Origin of the sequence: Streptomyces changanensis, assembly GCF_024600715.1 — a bacterium.
GTDB lineage: Bacteria > Actinomycetota > Actinomycetes > Streptomycetales > Streptomycetaceae > Streptomyces > Streptomyces changanensis.
Window position 1 is genome coordinate 2,330,454 of record NZ_CP102332.1, and the last position, 16,345, is coordinate 2,346,798.

General features: G+C 73.3%; 13 protein-coding genes. 8 read left to right on the plus strand and 5 right to left on the minus strand.

The window, feature by feature from the left end; genetic code table 11:
* Positions 1-50: 50 nt before the first annotated feature.
* Both NRO40_RS10340 and NRO40_RS30755 read right to left on the minus strand, forming a co-directional pair.
* A complete protein-coding gene (locus NRO40_RS10340) occupies positions 51-632 on the minus strand; it encodes an HD domain-containing protein (protein WP_058944856.1) in 582 nt (193 codons plus the stop codon).
* Between the two features lie 13 nt (positions 633-645).
* Complete coding sequence (locus tag NRO40_RS30755; protein WP_058944855.1) at positions 646-1,758, minus strand: helix-turn-helix domain-containing protein; 1,113 nt, start codon at positions 1,756-1,758, stop codon at positions 646-648.
* A 361-nt stretch (positions 1,759-2,119) separates the two neighbouring features.
* Here NRO40_RS30755 and NRO40_RS10350 point away from each other — a divergent pair, with 361 nt between their 5' ends.
* The 4 genes from NRO40_RS10350 to NRO40_RS10365 all read left to right on the plus strand — a co-directional run bounded on the left by NRO40_RS10350 (position 2,120) and on the right by NRO40_RS10365 (position 4,336).
* Positions 2,120-2,272 carry a hypothetical protein gene (locus tag NRO40_RS10350; RefSeq protein WP_157901936.1) on the plus strand — a complete coding sequence of 51 codons (153 nt, stop codon included), beginning with the start codon at positions 2,120-2,122 and terminating at the stop codon, positions 2,270-2,272.
* Entirely contained in the window at positions 2,269-2,610 is a 342-nt protein-coding gene (locus NRO40_RS10355) for a hypothetical protein (RefSeq protein WP_058944854.1), read from the plus strand. The genes NRO40_RS10350 and NRO40_RS10355 overlap by 4 nt, the downstream gene beginning before the upstream one ends.
* Positions 2,611-3,019: 409 nt before the next feature.
* Positions 3,020-3,769 carry a protein-L-isoaspartate O-methyltransferase family protein gene (locus tag NRO40_RS10360; protein ID WP_306674859.1) on the plus strand — a complete coding sequence of 250 codons (750 nt, stop codon included), beginning with the start codon at positions 3,020-3,022 and terminating at the stop codon, positions 3,767-3,769.
* Positions 3,770-3,820: 51 nt separating this feature from the next.
* The gene (locus tag NRO40_RS10365; protein ID WP_058944853.1) at positions 3,821-4,336 is read left to right on the plus strand and encodes a hypothetical protein; all 516 of its coding nucleotides are present in this window, start codon (positions 3,821-3,823) and stop codon (positions 4,334-4,336) included.
* Positions 4,337-4,405: 69 nt separating this feature from the next.
* Here NRO40_RS10365 and NRO40_RS10370 read toward each other — a convergent pair whose 3' ends face one another.
* Positions 4,406-7,006: a cellulose binding domain-containing protein gene (locus NRO40_RS10370; RefSeq protein WP_232791251.1), complete on the minus strand. Its 2,601-nt coding sequence runs from the start codon at positions 7,004-7,006 to the stop codon at positions 4,406-4,408.
* A gap of 342 nt (positions 7,007-7,348) precedes the next feature.
* Positions 7,349-10,285: a glycoside hydrolase family 48 protein gene (locus tag NRO40_RS10375; protein WP_058944852.1), complete on the minus strand. Its 2,937-nt coding sequence runs from the start codon at positions 10,283-10,285 to the stop codon at positions 7,349-7,351.
* Between the two features lie 257 nt (positions 10,286-10,542).
* On the opposite strand from NRO40_RS10375, the gene NRO40_RS10380 reads away from it, so the two are divergent.
* Both NRO40_RS10380 and NRO40_RS10385 read left to right on the plus strand, forming a co-directional pair.
* Complete coding sequence (locus NRO40_RS10380) at positions 10,543-12,090, plus strand: cellulose binding domain-containing protein (RefSeq protein WP_079047466.1); 1,548 nt, start codon at positions 10,543-10,545, stop codon at positions 12,088-12,090.
* Positions 12,091-12,201: 111 nt separating this feature from the next.
* Positions 12,202-13,959: a glycoside hydrolase family 6 protein gene (locus tag NRO40_RS10385; RefSeq protein ID WP_058944851.1), complete on the plus strand. Its 1,758-nt coding sequence runs from the start codon at positions 12,202-12,204 to the stop codon at positions 13,957-13,959.
* 226 nt (positions 13,960-14,185) lie between these two features.
* Here the strand turns inward: NRO40_RS10385 and NRO40_RS10390 are convergent, their stop codons facing one another.
* Positions 14,186-14,542: a winged helix-turn-helix transcriptional regulator gene (locus NRO40_RS10390; protein WP_257375384.1), complete on the minus strand. Its 357-nt coding sequence runs from the start codon at positions 14,540-14,542 to the stop codon at positions 14,186-14,188.
* A gap of 97 nt (positions 14,543-14,639) precedes the next feature.
* Between NRO40_RS10390 and NRO40_RS10395 the strand changes: the two genes are divergently transcribed.
* Together NRO40_RS10395 and NRO40_RS10400 are read left to right on the plus strand one after the other, a co-directional pair.
* Positions 14,640-15,548, plus strand: a complete 909-nt coding sequence (locus NRO40_RS10395; RefSeq protein ID WP_058945035.1) for an NAD(P)-dependent oxidoreductase — start codon at positions 14,640-14,642, stop codon at positions 15,546-15,548.
* Positions 15,549-15,792: 244 nt separating this feature from the next.
* Positions 15,793-16,179 carry a VOC family protein gene (locus NRO40_RS10400; RefSeq protein ID WP_058945034.1) on the plus strand — a complete coding sequence of 129 codons (387 nt, stop codon included), beginning with the start codon at positions 15,793-15,795 and terminating at the stop codon, positions 16,177-16,179.
* Positions 16,180-16,345 lie beyond the last annotated feature (166 nt).

Below are 16,345 nucleotides of genomic sequence, written 5' to 3' on the forward strand. Positions count from 1 at the left end.
CATCCGACACCCATGCGACCGGGCGCGGCGGCATCATCCGTGCCTGCCGGTTACGCCTTCTCCTCGCCAATCGCCACGCGCAGCCAGTCGAGGCTGCCCTGCCGGAGCACCTCGTCGGCGAGGCTCCGTGCCGTCGGCGTGACGAGCCTGTCTCGGCTGTTGTCGATCCAGCGCTGTGCGTGGGCGTACCCCTGCTCCCTGTACTCGACGCCCTGGATCAGGCACTCCAGCTTGTCGGCGTCCCGGGCGCAGACCGCCTCGGGCGACTCCTTGGCCTCGTACTCACCCACCAGTCCGCGCACCAGCGCCGCGAGGCCGGGCGGCATACCCTCCGTCTGGTCGGCGGTGACCGCACGGGGGTCGGCGGCGGGCGTGTACTTCTTGCCTAGGTGGTTCACGTCGCCCGTACGCGTCTCCTGCGAGTCGTGCCACACGGCCATGAGCGCGGCACGTGCCGGGTCGGCGCCCTCCAGTTCGGCGATGACCGACGCGAGGAGGGCCGTACGCCAGGAGTGCTCGGCGACGCTCTCCGGGTCCCGCACCCCGGCCATCCACCAGCCCGTGCGCCTGCTGTGCTTGAGCGTGCCGGCCTCGAACAAGAAGCGGCCCACCGCGGACAGGTCGTCAGCCACCGTCCGTCTCCTCTCACGCCTCAGCGAGGCGGATCGCATACCGGATGCCTTCCAGCTCTCGCCGCGCATGCGGTGAGAGGCCATGGTCATCCAACAGCATGGGGAGCCGTTCAGACAGGTGTGATCCGCCGGCCGACCGTCGCAATAGATGCGGCCTGGCAATGAGCAAGGCCCACAGGGTGTGGACATTCAGCTCGAAGAACCCGTGTTCGGGTGTCAGACCACGAGTGAGATGCGCAAGCAACCTGTCACCCGTCCAAGGGCCCAGTGTCGGGTCTGCGATGAAGTCGTCGGTCAGCTCCACCGTGTCGAGCTCCCCGATCCAGTACGCCCAGTAGTTCAAGTTCGCCGCCTCATAAGCGTCGTCGCCCTCCAGCGAACCGATGAAGTGGCTCATCCGGTCACGGTCCCCCTGGCGGGCTGCGACTGCTGCGACGGAGCGAGAGTGCAGCCAGTGGTTGAGCCAGCCGTCCGGGCGCACTGCCCGTTGTTGCCCGTTGAGCCAAGCCGTCGTATCGCTCTCGGTGTCGTATCCGGCGAGGTAGAGGCTCTGGCGTCGCAGAAGGAACAAGTCGGGGTCCCGTGCGAGTTCGGCTGTGTGCCGTAGGCGGCCGAAGAGGCACTCTCGGTCAGCCCTGCACATCTCTGGCCCAGCGGGTGCGGGCCCTCGCCGGAGTCGCGGCGGCTGGGGCAGCGAGCGGAGGGGGGTCGGCACCATGCCGGTCAGAGGCCACGTGATCACCTCCATGAGATCGCGCCGCATCACCCACGCGCCCATGGGGCTCTCTTCCGGTGCTCCGTCATCGAGCATGCTCGTCAACAGGACATCCGCCTCTATGGCTCGTTCAAGCGTTTGGAGCAGAGGGGGCGAAGCCCCCATCCGAAGCAGCATGTGCCGGTGGACGAGCGTTTGGCCGGTGGGAACGGCGGTGAGTGCCCGCCTGCCGGACTCCCATCCGGCGATGGTGTCGGAAGACACCCGCAACCGCTCGGCGAGCCTCTCCTGCGTGAGCCCTAACTGCTCCCGCGCCAGCCGAAAGACGAATCCGGAGATCAACCCTGTACGTGACGGTGGGGAGGGACCCCGACCGACTGTCCGGGTTCCTACGTTCCGCTTGCCTCGCATTCGCTCCTCCTGCCCGAAGAGACGCCCATAACCGGTACTGGCAGTCGGTTCAACGCGTGGGCGTGGGCTTCTACTGTCGAAGAGTCATCAAGGACAACTCAGCGTAGCGAAATGCAGGTGATCGTATGGTCCGTGTCGCCGCCCCGCCTCCTCACATGGCGAGGGGACAATCGCTGCAACGTCCCCACTGCCCGACCCGCACCAGCAGTGGCTCCCTTGTCTGGGGTGCCGCGCGGGCGACTCCCTGGCAACCCGTCGCCGCGCATCTGCCGCGGGCAGCGGCAGGGCCGGACGTGTTGATCGAGACGGGCTCACCGGTACGCCCCTACGTGTCGGACGGCGGGGCCGTCCGGTGAGCGGCATGACCTTGCGCGTGTACCGGGTCCGTGCCGACGGCACCGCCGACACCGTGCGCGAGCGGCGGGAGTTCGAGGCCGGTGATCCGCCCGTCGACGGGCTGCGCTATCCGCCCTGCGCGTGCGCGCGGTGCGCGGGCGGGGAGGCGGGGCGGTGAGCTGCGGGCGCGTCCCGGCGGCCGTACCGGGCGGGGTGCCCCCGGTGCGGCGGGTCACCGAGCGGCAGCGGCGGGGCGCGGACTGCGTCCACTGCGGTGTCGTCCTCACGCCCCGCACCGCCGTCGACCTGGGGCGGCACGACTACAAACCGGACGACTGGGTCGACTACCACCTCTCCTGGTGGCCGCGGTCCTGCCGGTCCTGCCACCGCTGCCGTACCCCTCACGAAGGAGGTCCCCTCATGACCGACGGGAAGCACGCCGGGCCGCCGTCCGACAAGCCGTGGAACCCGCCGCCCGCGCCGCCGTCGCCCGACGGTTCCGGGCCCGGCAGGTAGGGGGCGGGAATGGGTCTCGCCCCGCGTCCCGGGCACGTCGCGCTCGTGGAGTCGCTCCGCGAGCGCGGGCTGCTCGACGTGGAGTGGTGCCGCATCTGGCTCGGTGTCCCCCGGGCGGCGTTCGTCCCGGAGACGGCCTGGCGGCAGACGGCCGCCGGGTGCGTGCCCGTCACCGGTGACGGGCGGCTCGCGCTGCTCCACTCCGACGAGCCCGTCGTCACCCAGCTCGACGACGGTCGTCCCGACGGCCCCGGTGTCGCCACCTGCTCGAACAGCCAACCCAGCATGGTCGCGTGGATGCTGCGGCTCCTCGACCTGCGCGACGGGCACCGGGTGCTGGAGGTCGGCACCGGCACCGGGCACCTGGCCGCTGCTGTGCGAGCGGGTCGGCGACCGGAACGTCCACACCGTGGAGGTCGACGCGGCCCTCGCCGATCGGGCCGCGCGGGCCCTCTCCGCCGCCGGGTACGCGCCCCACGCCGTCCACGGCGACGGCGCGTGGGGGCTGCCCGGTGCCGGGCCGTTCGACCGGATCGTCGTGACCTGCGGAGTCCGCCGCGTACCGCCCGACCTCCTCACCCAGCTGCGCCCCAGTGGCGTGCTGGTGGCGCCGTTGTGCCGGGACTTCTGGTCCGGTGCGCTCGTGCGGCTCACCGCCGGGGCGGGAGCCGTCGCGGAGGGGCGTTTCCACGGTGGTGCCTCGTACATGCCGATGCGGTCCCACCGGGCGGCGGACGACGCGGTGGGCGTGGACGGGGCCACAGCCCGCCGCCGCGCCGGGGCCCTGCCGCCCGCGCGGCTGCTCGACCTCGGGTTCGCCCTGTACGCCGGGGCCCGCCTGCCGGGGGTGCGGGCGTGGCACTCCGGGGAGGGCGACGGCGTGGAGCTCTGGTTCCAGGACGGGTCGAGGTCCGCCGCGCACGCCGCCGCGCGGGAGGTGTGGGAGTACGGGCCCCGCGACCTGTGGCGGGAGGTCGAGCGGGTGGAGGCGGAGTACGCCGGGCTGGGGCGGCCGTCCGCCGACGCGTTCGGGCTGACCGTGACGGCCGCCGGGCAGCGGCTGTGGCTGGCCTCGCCGCGCCGGGTCGTGGGGCCCGCGCCCTGGGCGACCGGGGTCGTAGGGGTGGGTCCGCCGTGTGGCGGAGGGGCGGGCGGATGATGCGACCCGGCGGCGACGGCACAGCCACCGGGCCGACGGCAGCATGGCCGCATGCTGACGATGAACGCCCTGCCGCACGTGCCCCGTTGGGCCGTGCTCGCCGCCCATGCCGTCCCGCTCGTCACCCTGCCGTCCGGGCTGTGGCGGATCGCCCTCGCCGCCGGGCTGCCCGTCGCCGAACAGCCCGTCGAAGGCGGGTGGGAGATCGCGTACGTCGTGGGCCTGAGTGTCCTGTCGGAGCTGCTCGCGCTGCTGACGCTGGGGCTCGTACAGGGCTGGGGGGAGGTGGTGCCCCGCTGGGTGCCGCTGCTCGGTGGCCGGGGCGTGCGGCCGCTCGCCGCGGTCGTGCCCGCGCTGCTGGGCGCCGCCGGACTGACGGGGCTCGCCGCGTACGGCTTCTACGCCCAGGCGGCGGGGCTCGGGGACGGCAGCATCGGGACGCCCGCGCAGGACGCGCTGCTCCTCGTCTGCTACCTGCCGCTGCTCACCTGGCCGCCGCTGCTGGTCGCCGTCACCGTCGCCTACCACCGGCGCCGGCGGCACGCACGCCTCGCGCGGTGGGCGTGACGTGACGCCGGGGGTGCCAGGGGCGCCGGACCGGCGCCCGCGTCACCCCCGGCACCCCCGGCACCGCCGTCACGGCGACGCGGTCGCACAGCGCGTGCCGTCCACGGTGAGCACCGGCGGGGGCCGGTTCGCGCCGGACCACGAGCCGGTGAACCCGAAGGCGACCGCGGCGCCCGGCTCGACGCGGGTGTTCCAGCCGACCGGCGCGGCGGTCACCTCGGCGCCGGACTGGGTGAGGGCGGCGTTCCACCCCTGGGTGACGCGCTGGCCGTCGGGGAAGGCCCAGGCGGCCCGCCAACCGTTCCACGCGGTCGTGCCCGTGTTCCTGACCGTCACGTCGGCCTGGAAGCCGCCCTGCCACTGGTTGGTCACCCGGTACGCGGCCTCGCAGGTCGCCCCGGTGGGCGGGTCCGGGTCGGGATCCGGACCCGGGCTGCCGGAGGGGTCGCCGTAGACGATGCCGCGGCCGTTGGTGGAGACGTAGACGCGGCCGAAGACCCTCGGGTCGCCGGTGATGGCGGCGCCGGTCCACCCCCACTGGTGGGCGTCGTCGTTGATCCGGGTCCAGCTCGCGCCGGCGTCGGTGGAGCGGAAGATGCCGCGTACGCCGCCGATCCGGGCGCTCGTGTAGAGCGTGTCGTACGAGGCGCCCGGCGCGGCCTTGCCGAAGCCGATGGTGTCGGCCTCCTCGACGCCCGGGACCTTGGTGAACGTCGTCCCCGCGTCGGTGGAGCGCCACAGCCCGTACGCCCCGGCGGCGCCGCCCGCGAGCCAGAGGTGACCGGCCCGGCCGGGGACCGCCTGGAAGCGGACGGGACCGGTGGCGGGCAGGCCCGTCGCCTTCGGGGTGAACGTCGCGCCGCCGTCCGTACTGACGTGGAGCGTGCCGCCCGCGAAGGCGTAGAACGTGCGCGGGTCGACGCGGTCGGCCTCGACGACGGCGCCCGCCGGGACGCCCCGCGACGCGGTCCACGTGCCGCCCGGGCCGGACGTCCAGTGCACGCCCGCGCCGTCCGGGCTCCACACGAAGCGGCTGCCGTCCGCCGCGGCGGCGACCGTGCCGCCGCCGGAGACGCCCGCCGGCTCCTGTCCCGGGGACCAGGTCGCGCCGTTGTCGGTGGAGAACGCGATCCGCGGGCCCGCGTCGAGATGGCCGGCGCGGACGACGGTGTCCGGCCTGGCCCCGGCGTAGTCGAGGCTCGTCCCGCTGGTGAAGTTCGGGGAGGTGAACATCATCGCCGGGACCTTCGTGACGTCCGTGTGGCGGAAGCCGCCGATGTCGCCGAGGGCGCTGAGGAGCGGCGCGCCGGACGGCGGGGAGACGAGGTCGTTGACGGCCGTCTCCTCCAGGCCCCGGACCATCGGCCTGATGGTGATGCGGCCGCCGGTGTCCCACCGGGTCAGGTCCTCGGTGCCGTAGACGGTGGCCCCGGTGCCGTACATCATCCGGTCGGAGTCGAACGGGTCGATCTCCAGCGCCTCCGTCATCCAGCCGAGCTTCGGGGACTTCTCGGGCGGGGACGGGTTCGCGCCCCAGCCCAGCCAGGGCGAGGAGGAGACGTCCATCGTGTAGCGGTCGGTCCGGTCGGGGTACGGGGAGAAGTCCCACGCCCGGGTCCAGTTCGTCCCGCCGTCGGTGGTGCGGAAGATCTGCGTGTCGGGCCACCAGGCGCTGTAGCCGGTCACCATGACCGTGCCGGGCCTCTGCCGGTCGAGGCTCAGACCGCTGAAGCCGTAGTACGGGTCGGTGTCCGGGGTGATGTCCTGCCAGGTGCCGGCCTTCGTGTCGTACCGCCACACCGCGCCGTCCGCGCCGTCGTACGGGCCGCCGGTGTCGCTGTACGCCAGGTACAGCCGGCCGCCGCGCGCGTCGAGGATGCCCTTGTGGGCGAGGAGGCCGGTGGGCTGGCCCGGCAGCCGGGACCAGGTGGCGCCGGCGTCGGTGGAGCGGTAGACGGCGTTCTCCTTGTCGGCGACGCCGACGTAGATCGTGCGGGTGGCGGAGCCGGGGGTTCCGGTGGACTCGTCGAAGGTGACCCAGACGATCCCCTGGTTGTCGGAGGCGTAACCGGAGGGGTCGGTGGGGTCCTGGGCGTGGTTCCCGGGGTTGGGGAAGGCGGTGACCTTCGACCAGGTGGCGCCGGCGTCGGTGGAGCGCCACAGGCCGTGGCCGCTGGGCGCGCCGAGGTAGAGGACGCCGTTGCGGTGCGGGTCGATCGCGAGGCGCTCGCCCATGCCGCGGCCCGGCATGTTGCCGCCGAGCTTGAACGGCAGGTCGGCGGTGCGCCAGGTGGCGCCGCGGTCGGTGGAGCGCAGGACGGCGCCGTTGCCGGGGTCCCAGCTGTTGGTGTAGGTGCCGACGGCGGCGTACACGCGGTCGGGGTCGACGGAGTCGGTGGCGATGCTGACGACACCGGTGTGGCCCCAGCGGTCCCAGCCGACGTGGTCGAGGAGCGGGGTCCACGTCTTGGTGGACTGCTGCCAGCGGTAGGCGCCGCCGATGTCGGTACGGGCGTAGGCGAGGTCCTTCTCGGCGCGGTTGAAGACGATGCCGGGGACGAAGCCGCCGCCGTCGATGCGGACGTTCTTCCAGGTGTACGTGTCGGCGGAGGTGGTGCCGGGGGCCGGTGCGCCGGCAGGGGCGGAAGGAGTGGAGAGGGCCGGTGCGATGCCGGGGACCGTGGGTATCCGCGGGGCGCCGGGGGCGGCCGGGGTCCGTGCGGTGCCGGCGGCTGCCGGCACTGTTGCGCCCCCGGGGGCGGTCGGGGCCGCATGGGCGACCGGGACCGCGGGGGCGGCAGGGGCCGTGGGGACGGCCGGGGCGGGTGGTGGTGCGGCGGTGAGCAGGCCGGCGGCCAGGGCCAGTCCGGTGAGCAGGGTCCACTTCGTGCGCACGGTGCCTCCTGTCGGGGCGCGCGGGTGGGGGCGTGCGGGTGGGGGCGTGCGGAAGCCGGGTGGGGCGCGAACAGCGCGGCCCACCCGGCTGTGACGTACGCGAAAGCCGCCGCGGGGCTATTCGAGCAGTTCCGCGTACGCGCCCATGGCGAGCGCGATGTCCGCCTGCGCCCAGAAGCGGTGGTACGTGAAGACCGGCGCGGCGCCGCCCTTCAGATAGGCCTCGACCTTCGGCCAGGCGGGGTCGTCCTGGTAGAACGAGCGGATCGAGGCGAAGGTGGACGTGGAGTCGATCCGGTCGCCGTTCGGCATGGTGCCGGTCCAGCCGGCGGGGACGTGCACCGGGTCGTCGAAGCGGTTGTAGTCGGCGCGGGTCTCCGGGACCGCGATGCCCAGCGGGTCCTGGTGGTGCTGCCACATGCCGTCGAGGAGTGCCTTGGCGACCCGCTTGGCGTCCGCGTCGCCGGACTTGGCGGCGTAGTACGTCAGGGTCTTGGCGTACGCGGCGGCCACGCCGACGTCGTCGGTGTAGTCGGCGACGGTGACGTGCAGGCCGGCGTTGGGGCCGGGGTTCGCGGCGTTCCACGTGTCGGGCTTGCCGGACCAGCGCAGGGTGGACGGGAAGCGGTACGTGCCGTCGGGGTTGACGGTGGTCTGCGACAGGGCCCAGTCGACCCACTTGTCGAGGACGCTCTTCGCGAGGGCGTCACCGCTCTGGTGGTAGTACTCGGCGACCCGCTCCATGGACCAGGCCTGGAAGCCGAACCACTGGTTGGACGGCGGGTCGTGGTAGACGGGCTTCTCGTCGTAGAACAGGCCGTGGAAGGTGGGCGTGCCGGCCGGTGGGGTGGCGTAGCGGCCCTGCCAGCTGTTGGTGGCGCCGCCCGCGATGGCGCCCTCGTCGGACTGGAGCCAGCGGTAGAACTCGACCTGCCGGTCCAGGCTGGTCGCCCAGTCCTGCGCGCCGGTCGCCGACTTGGGCCTCAGCGGGGCGTACTCGCTCAGCGCGTACGCGGCGAGCGGGTTCTGGTAGCCGCTGTGGGCGTGGCTGGAACCGATGCGCCAGGCCCAGCCGGCGGAGGTGTCGGTGGCGCCGCCCCAGGCGTAGTACCAGGACATCAGGTAGTGGGCGCTGTTCTTGCCGGTGCCGGCGGGGCAGGTGGTCGCGCCGACGCAGTCGCCCGCCTTCTTGAAGTACTTGTCGAAGAGGGAGTACCGCAGGTAGTCGCCCATCTTGGCGGCCTTGGCGACGACACCGGAGACCGCGGTCCCCTTGCCCTGCTGCTTGGCCCAGACGTCCGCCCAGTAGGCGGCCTGGACGGCGCGGGCGTCGGCGTCGGGGGCGTTGGTGAACTTCCACTGCTTCGCGTACGACGCGTCGCCGGTGAAGAGGTCCAGGTAGCCGTTGCGGCCGCCGTAGGTGAAGTTGTCGCAGGTGGGGTGGGCCACGGTCTCCCAGACCGACTCCTGCGGGCCGCGCTGGAAGGTGTTGATGTAGGAGGGGCCGGTGGCGGCGGGGCCGGCGGAGCACTTGCCGGGCTCGTTGCCGAAGCCATAGACGTTGTCGACGTCCTGGAGCCAGTGCATGCCGTAGACGTCGTCGGTGCCGTAGGCGCTCTTCAGCTCGCCGGCGATCGGGTCGGAGCCCGTGGGGACGCCGGCGTCGAGGCGGGACGGGTACTGCGTCGGCAGGTCGTGCTCGGGGGCGTAGGTGGCCGGCTTCGACGCGTTGTACTTGTCGTTCGTCGGCTGGTCGGCGCGGGTGGGGATCATGTACTTCTCCATGGTGTCCCACGCGCCGTTGAACCGGGTCCAGTCGCCGGTGACCTTGCCGTACATGGCGTCGAGCCAGATAAGGTAGCTGTACGCCTCGGACGTCGTCTCGTGGCCGTGGTCGGGCGCCTCGACGATCAGCGTCTCGACCGAGTGGTACGGGATGCCCTCCGGCGAGAAGTACCCGTTCGCCGGGTCGGTGATCTTGGCGTGCATGGCGAGGAACCGGGCGTCGTACGTGGAGTCGCCGTCCAGCTGGGTGGCGGTCACCTCGGCCTTCGCGTGGCCGGGGGCCGTCACGGCGAACACGGCGGAGCCCGTGCCGGTCGCGGCGGCGGTGACGGTCACCTTGCGGGCGGTGTTCCAGTCGGCCGGGGTGAAGGTGAGCGTGCCGGGCGCCGCGGTGAGGCCGGTGCTGCCCGAGACACGGGCGACGGTCGCCGTGACGTTCGCGGCCGGCCGGGTGGAGAGCTTCACGTCGAAGGTCGCGGACTGCCCCTGGCGGACCGGCAGTTGGGCGGGGGTCGCGACGAGGGCCGGCCCGGCGGCGACGGTGATGCCGACGGGGGCGGACTCGGCGGCGGCGCCCCGGCTGTCGTACGCCTTCGCGTAGAGCGAGTGGGTGCCCGCGGCGAGGCCCCGGGCGGTGAGGGCGTACGGCGCGGTGGTGTCCGTGCCGAGCAGGGTCGTGTCGTCGTAGAACTCGACCTTGTCGACGGTCGCCCCGTCGGCGGCCGCCGCGGTGGCGGCCAGCGGGACCGGGTCGCCGGCGGTGTAGGTGGCGCCCGGGGCGGGGCTGGTCAGCACGGCGACCGGCGGCTGCTGGGCGCCGGCGCAGACGGTGCCGTCGACGGTGAAGGAGGTGGGCGCGGCGTTGGCGCCGCTGTAGGTGAACTGGGCGCCGGTGGTGACGGCCTGGCCCGCGGGGACGGTCCTGTTCCAACCGACGGGGGTGACCGTGACGGTCTTGCCGGTCTGGGACCAGGTGCCGTTCCAGCCGTTGGCCAGCCGCTGGTTGCCGGTCTGGTCGTAGCGGAGGGTCCAGCCGTCCAGGGCGGCGGTGCCCCGGTTGGTGAGCGTCAGCTCGGCCGTGTAGCCGGAGCCCCAGTCGTTGGTCCGGTAGTCGACGCTGCACTGGACGGCTGCGGAGGCGGTTGTTGCGGCGGTGCGCGCCCCGGCGGGTGCGCCGTTGGCCGCGGTCATGCCCAGGGGGAGGGCGAGGACGGCGGCCAGGACGGCCGTCAGCCGTCGGCGCCGGCCCGTACGTGGTCCTGGCGACATGCGGGTCTCTCCTAGCGGCTCTGTAGGGCAGGAGGAGGGGGGTGACAAGCCTTGAACCAGTGGGAGCGCTCCCACTATGAGGAGGGGCGGGTGCGCGGTCAAGGTGTGCGAAGAGTCGAAGAAGTTCGAAAGAAAAACTTGACCCACCCTCTGTTGCTTGACGGCGGACCGGGGTTACGGTCGGCGACACCAGTGGGAGCGGTTCCACGTCAGTCGGCGCGTTGTCAGGTTCGCGCCTAAATGGCAAGGAGTCGCTCATGCGACACCCCCCGCGCACATCATCGTTCGTCGTGGGAGCCGCGCTCGCCTTGGCGGGCGTCGTTCTCGCACCGGCGGCCCCAGCGGCCGCCACCCCGGTCCGTGCGGCCGCCCCCGTGGCGGACGCCCCGCCGGCGGCCGCCCCCGTGCGGACGGCGGCCCCCACCGCGGGTTGCACGGTGGAGTACACCGTCGTCAACCAGTGGTCCGGCGGGTTCCAGGGCTCGGTCACGGTCACCAACCGGGGCCCCGCGCTGGACGGCTGGCGGCTCGGCTTCGGCTTCCCGGGCGACCAGCGGGTCACCCAGGGCTGGGGCGCCCGGTGGTCCCAGTCCGGTGCCTCGGTGACCGTCGTGAACGAGAGCTGGAACGCGGCGCTCGCCCCGGGCGCCAGCGTCACGGCCGGCTTCGTCGCCTCGTACTCCGGCGCCAACCCGGCGCCGACCGCCTTCACGCTCGACGGCACCCCCTGCGGTGACCCGGGCGGCCCGACGGATCCACCCGATCCGCCGGACCCGCCGGGCCCCGGTGACGGGGCGCCCGTCCTCACCGCGAGCGGCAACCGGCTCGTGGACGGGGACGGCCGGACCCGCCGCATGCTCGGCGTGAACCGCTCCGGCGGCGAGTTCATGTGCGTCCAGGGCCGCGGGATCTTCGACGGCCCCGTGGACGACGCCTCCGTGCGCGCCATCGCGGACTGGAAGGCGAACACCGTACGCATCCCCCTGAACGAGGAGTGCTGGCTGGGCCTGGACAACATCGACCCGAGATACCGCGGGACCGCCTACGTCGACGCCGTGAAGGGCTTCGTGGGCCGCGTGCTGGCGCACGGCATGACCCCCGTGCTCGAACTGCACTGGAGCTGGGGCCGGTACACCGGCAACTCCGCCGGCTGCGCCGACGAGCACGCGAGCTGCCAGAAGCCGATGCCCAACGCCCGCTACACACCGGCGTTCTGGACCTCGGTCGCGGACACCTTCAAGGACGACCGGCGCGTCGTGTTCGACCTGTTCAACGAGCCGTACCCGGACCGCGCCACCCCCACGGCCGACGCGGCGTGGGCGTGCTGGCGGGACGGCGGCACCTGCCCCGGCATCGGCTACGAGGTGGCCGGCATGCAGGACCTGCTCGACGCGGTACGGGCCACGGGCGCGAGGAACCTCGTGCTCGTCCCGGGCCTCGCCTACGCCAACGACCTGAGCCGGTGGCTCGCGCACGCCCCGACGGACCCGGCCGGCAATCTCGCCGCCGCCTGGCACGTCTACAACTTCAACACCTGCTCCACCGAGAGCTGCTGGGACGCCACGCTCGCCCCGGTCGCCGCCCGCGTCCCGCTGGTGGCGGGCGAGATCGGCGAGAACACCTGCGGCCACGGGTTCATCGACCGCGTCATGGCGTGGTTCGACGCCCGCGGCCTGTCGTACCTGGGCTGGACCTGGAACACCTGGGACTGCTCCGCGGGCCCGGCCCTGATCAGCGCGTACGACGGCACCCCCACGCCGTTCGGCGCGGGACTGCGGGACCACCTGCGCGCGCTGGCCGGCTGAGCACGGCCTCACCGCGCCCCGCACCACACGGATCCGCACCGCAGCACACCGCAGCACGGCACACCGCACGCCCGGAGAGACCGGGAAAGTCAGAGAGGAAACCTCATCCCCATGAGCCGCACGAGCACCGCGAGCACCACCGTTCAGGTACCTCGCCGCCGCAGCAGAACGGCCCTGCTGGCCGCCTGCACCCTGATCGCCACGGCGGGCGCGACCGCCACCGCGCTCTCCTCCCCCGCCGGGGCCGCCGCCCCGGGCTGCAAGGTCGACTACACCGTCACCAACCAGTGGAACAACGGCTTCGGCGCCAACGTCACCGTCACCAACACCGGCGACCCGGTCGCCGCGTGGACCCTGGAGTGGACGTACGCGGGCAACCAGCAGGTGACCCAGCACTGGAACGCCGCGGTCACCCAGTCCGGCGCGGCCGTCACCGCGAGGAACCTCGCGTACAACGGCTCCCTCGCCACCGGCGCGTCCACGTCCTTCGGGTTCAACGGCTCCTACGGCGGGACCAACGCCGTGCCGACGGTGTTCAAGCTCAACGGCGTCGTCTGCAACGGCTCCACCGGCCCGACGGACCCGCCGACCGACCCGCCCACGGACCCGCCGGCCGGCAACCGGGTCGACAACCCGTACGCGGGCGCCAAGGTGTACGTGAACCCCGAGTGGTCCGCGAAGGCCGCCGCCGAGCCGGGCGGCGCCAAGGTCGCGAACCAGCCCACCGGCGTCTGGCTCGACCGCATCGCCGCGATCCAGGGCGTCAACGGCGGCATGGGCCTGCGCGACCACCTGGACGAGGCGCTGCGCCAGAAGGGCAACGGCGAGCTCGCCATCCAGCTGGTGATCTACAACCTGCCGGGCCGCGACTGCGCCGCGCTCGCCTCCAACGGCGAGCTGGGCCCGACCGAGATCGGCCGCTACCAGCGCGAGTACATCGACCCGATCGCCGCGATCCTCGCCGACCCGAAGTACAAGGGTCTGCGGATCGTCACGACGGTCGAGATCGACAGCCTGCCGAACCTCGTCACCAACGTCACCCCGCGCCCGACCGCGACGCCGAACTGCGACGTCATGAAGGCGAACGGCAACTACGTGAAGGGCGTCGGCTACGCCCTGGCGAAGCTGGGCGCCGTCCCCAACGTCTACAACTACGTCGACGCCGGCCACCACGGCTGGCTCGGCTGGGACGACAACTTCGGCGCGTCCGCCCAGATCTTCAAGCAGGCGGCGACGGCTGAGGGATCGACCGTGGCCAACGTCCACGGCTTCATCGTCAACACCGCCAACTACAGCGCCCTGAAGGAGGACCACTTCACCATCAACGACACGGTGGGCGGCCAGTCGGTGCGCACCTCGAAGTGGATCGACTGGAACCGGTACACCGACGAGCTGTCGTTCGCGCAGGCCATGCGGGCCGAGCTGATCCGGATCGGCTTCTCGCCGAACCTCGGCATGCTGATCGACACCTCCCGCAACGGCTGGGGCGGCGCGGCTCGCCCGACCGGCCCCGGCGCGCAGACGAACGTCGACACGTACGTCAACGGCGGCCGCTACGACCGCCGCATCCACCTCGGCAACTGGTGCAACCAGGCGGGCGCCGGCCTCGGCGAGCGACCCAAGGCCAACCCGGAGCCGGGCATCGACGCCTACGTGTGGATGAAGCCCCCGGGCGAGTCCGACGGGTCGAGCAAGGCCATCCCGAACAACGAGGGCAAGGGCTTCGACCGCATGTGCGACCCCACGTACACGGGCAACCCGCGGAACAACAACAACATGTCGGGCGCCCTGCCCGACGCCCCCGTCTCGGGCCACTGGTTCTCGGCCCAGTTCCAGGAGCTGCTGAAGAACGCCCACCCGGCGCTCTGACGCCCGCAGCCGGCTCCTGACCACGAGCCCCCGCACCCGGCGGTACGTTCCCGGGGGCGGGGGCTCGTCCCATCGCCCAGCACGGCTCAGCCCGGCGCGGCGGCGGGCGGCGGCTCAGCCCGGCGCGGCGGCGGGCGGCGGCTCAGCCCGGCGCGGCGGCGGGCGGCGGCTCAGCCCGGCGCGGCGGCGGGCGGCGGCTCAGCCCGGCGCGGCGGCGGGCGGCGGCTCAGCGGGGTGCCGAGGCGGCCTCACGGGCCGGGGCCAGGACGTGGTCGCGGCCCCAGGCGCCGAGCGGGGCGAGGGCCTCGTTCAGCGACACGCCCCGCGGGGTCAGGGAGTACTCGACGCGCGGCGGCACCTCGTCGTACTCCTCGCGGTGGACGACGCCGTCGGCCTCCAGCTCCCGCAGGTGCGAGGCGAGGACCTTCTCCGTCACCCCGGGCAGCTCGCGGCGCAGCTCGCCGAAGCGGCACGGCCGCTCGTGCAGCGCCCACAGGATGAGGACCTTCCACTTCCCGCCGATCACGTCCATCGCGGCGTCGATCCCGCACACGTACGCCCCCGGCCGCCTGGCCACCGCCATGCCGCCACCCCCTCCACCTGGATGCTTACCCGGAGGTGCCCGCCCACTCGAAAGTGCGTACTTGAGCGGCCGCCCCGCACCGACGAGCCTAACGGTCATGACCGACACCACCCCTTCCCCCGACGCCTCCCCGACGCCGTCGCCCACCCCGCTGACCCTGCTCGGCACCGGCGACATGGGCAGCGCCCTCGGCCGGGCCTGGCTCGCCGCGGGCCACCCCCTCACCGTCTGGAACCGCACCCCCTCCCGCACCGAGCCACTCGCCGCGCTGGGGGCGGTGGTCGCCTCCACGGCCGCCGAGGCGGTCGCGGCGAACCGGCTCGTCGTGGCCTGCCTCCTCGACGACGACTCCGTCGGCGCCGCCCTCGACGGGGCGGACCTGGCCGGCCGCGACCTGGTGAACCTCACGACCGGCACCCCCGGCGAGGGCCGGTCCCGGGCCGCCTGGGCGCGCGAGCGCGGCGCCCGCTTCCTGGACGCCGGGATCATGGCCGTACCGCCCATGATCGGCGTGCCCGACTCGGGTGCCTACGTCCTCTACAGCGGCTCCCGCGACCTCTTCGCGGAACACCGCGCCACGCTCGCCGTCCCGGCCGGCGCGCGGTACGTCGGCGAGGACCCCGGCTTCGCCGCGCTGCACGACGTGGCGCTGCTCAGCGCGATGAGCGGGATGTTCGCCGGGGTCCTGCACGCCTTCGCCCTGGTGCGCCACGAGGAGGTCGCCCCCCGGGACTTCGCCGCGCTCCTCGTCGACTGGCTGACCGCCATGGCCGGGTCGGCGCACACGACGGCCGAGCAGATCGAGACCGGCGACTACGGCAAGGGCGTCGTGTCCAACCTCGCGATGCAGTCGGCGGGGAACGCGACGCTGCTGCGCACCGCCGAGGAGCAGCGCGTCAGCCCGGAGCTCCTCACGCCGTACATGGAGCTGATGGCCCGGCGGGTCGCCGCGGGGCACGGCGGGGAGGACGTCGCGGGGATGGTCGAGCTGCTGGATCGACGCTGAGCGAACGGGAGTTCGGCCGGAACCGCGTTGTCGGCGCGGGACCGGCGGGACTAGAGTCGACACCGTGACTGCCGGGTCGGCCATGGGCCATCAGCGAGTGGGGCACCCGGCCTCCTCGTGAGCGCGGGGCGGGCCAGAGGCCCCCCGCGGCGTGCACGCGTCCCTCCGACGCGCTCCTCTCCGTGCCTCTGTCGCACGGGGACTTCTCGCACGCCTCGACGCCCATCGACCACAGGGAACATCCATGACCGCAGATCTCAACCACACCGTCGTCCACGCCACCGACAAGCAGGCGTCCGCCGAGTTCCTCGCGGGGATCCTCGGGCTGGAGGTCGGCGCCCCCTTCGGGCCGTTCGTGCCGGTGGACACCGGCAACGGCGTGACGCTCGACTTCTACACCGCGCCCGACGGACAGGTCGCCTCGCAGCACTACGCCTTCCTCGTCCCCGACGAGGAGTTCGACACCATGATCGACCGTCTGGAGGCGGCGGGCGTGACGTACTACGCCGACCCGCACCACACCGAGAAGGGGAAGGTCAACGACCTCTTCGGCGGGCGGGGCGCCTACTTCGAGGACCCGGACGGCCACAACATGGAGATCATCACCCGCCCGTACGCGCGCCCCGCGTAGCCCCCGGCGGCCCGCCGCCCGCCCCTGTACGGAGCGGACGGCGGGCGCTCAGGCGGCGGGCGCGGAGAGGTCCACTCCGGTCGGGCCGGGGGCGCGCGCCGCACGACGCGGGGCGCGCCCCCGCCCTGGGTGCGGGCCCGGGTAAGGGTCCCGTCCGAGCGGGAGG

What these genes read in the sequence shown, in the direction of transcription:
- NRO40_RS10395 (WP_058945035.1), top strand. Translation starts at nt 14,640, where the DNA reads ATGACCGACACCACCCCTTCCCCCGACGCCTCCCCGACGCCGTCGCCC.
- NRO40_RS10385 (WP_058944851.1), top strand. Translation starts at nt 12,202, where the DNA reads ATGAGCCGCACGAGCACCGCGAGCACCACCGTTCAGGTACCTCGCCGC.
- NRO40_RS10375 (WP_058944852.1), bottom strand. Translation starts at nt 10,285, where the DNA reads ATGTCGCCAGGACCACGTACGGGCCGGCGCCGACGGCTGACGGCCGTC.
- NRO40_RS10365 (WP_058944853.1), top strand. Translation starts at nt 3,821, where the DNA reads ATGCTGACGATGAACGCCCTGCCGCACGTGCCCCGTTGGGCCGTGCTC.
- NRO40_RS10400 (WP_058945034.1), top strand. Translation starts at nt 15,793, where the DNA reads ATGACCGCAGATCTCAACCACACCGTCGTCCACGCCACCGACAAGCAG.
- NRO40_RS30755 (WP_058944855.1), bottom strand. Translation starts at nt 1,758, where the DNA reads ATGCGAGGCAAGCGGAACGTAGGAACCCGGACAGTCGGTCGGGGTCCC.
- NRO40_RS10380 (WP_079047466.1), top strand. Translation starts at nt 10,543, where the DNA reads ATGCGACACCCCCCGCGCACATCATCGTTCGTCGTGGGAGCCGCGCTC.
- NRO40_RS10350 (WP_157901936.1), top strand. Translation starts at nt 2,120, where the DNA reads ATGACCTTGCGCGTGTACCGGGTCCGTGCCGACGGCACCGCCGACACC.
- NRO40_RS10390 (WP_257375384.1), bottom strand. Translation starts at nt 14,542, where the DNA reads ATGGCGGTGGCCAGGCGGCCGGGGGCGTACGTGTGCGGGATCGACGCC.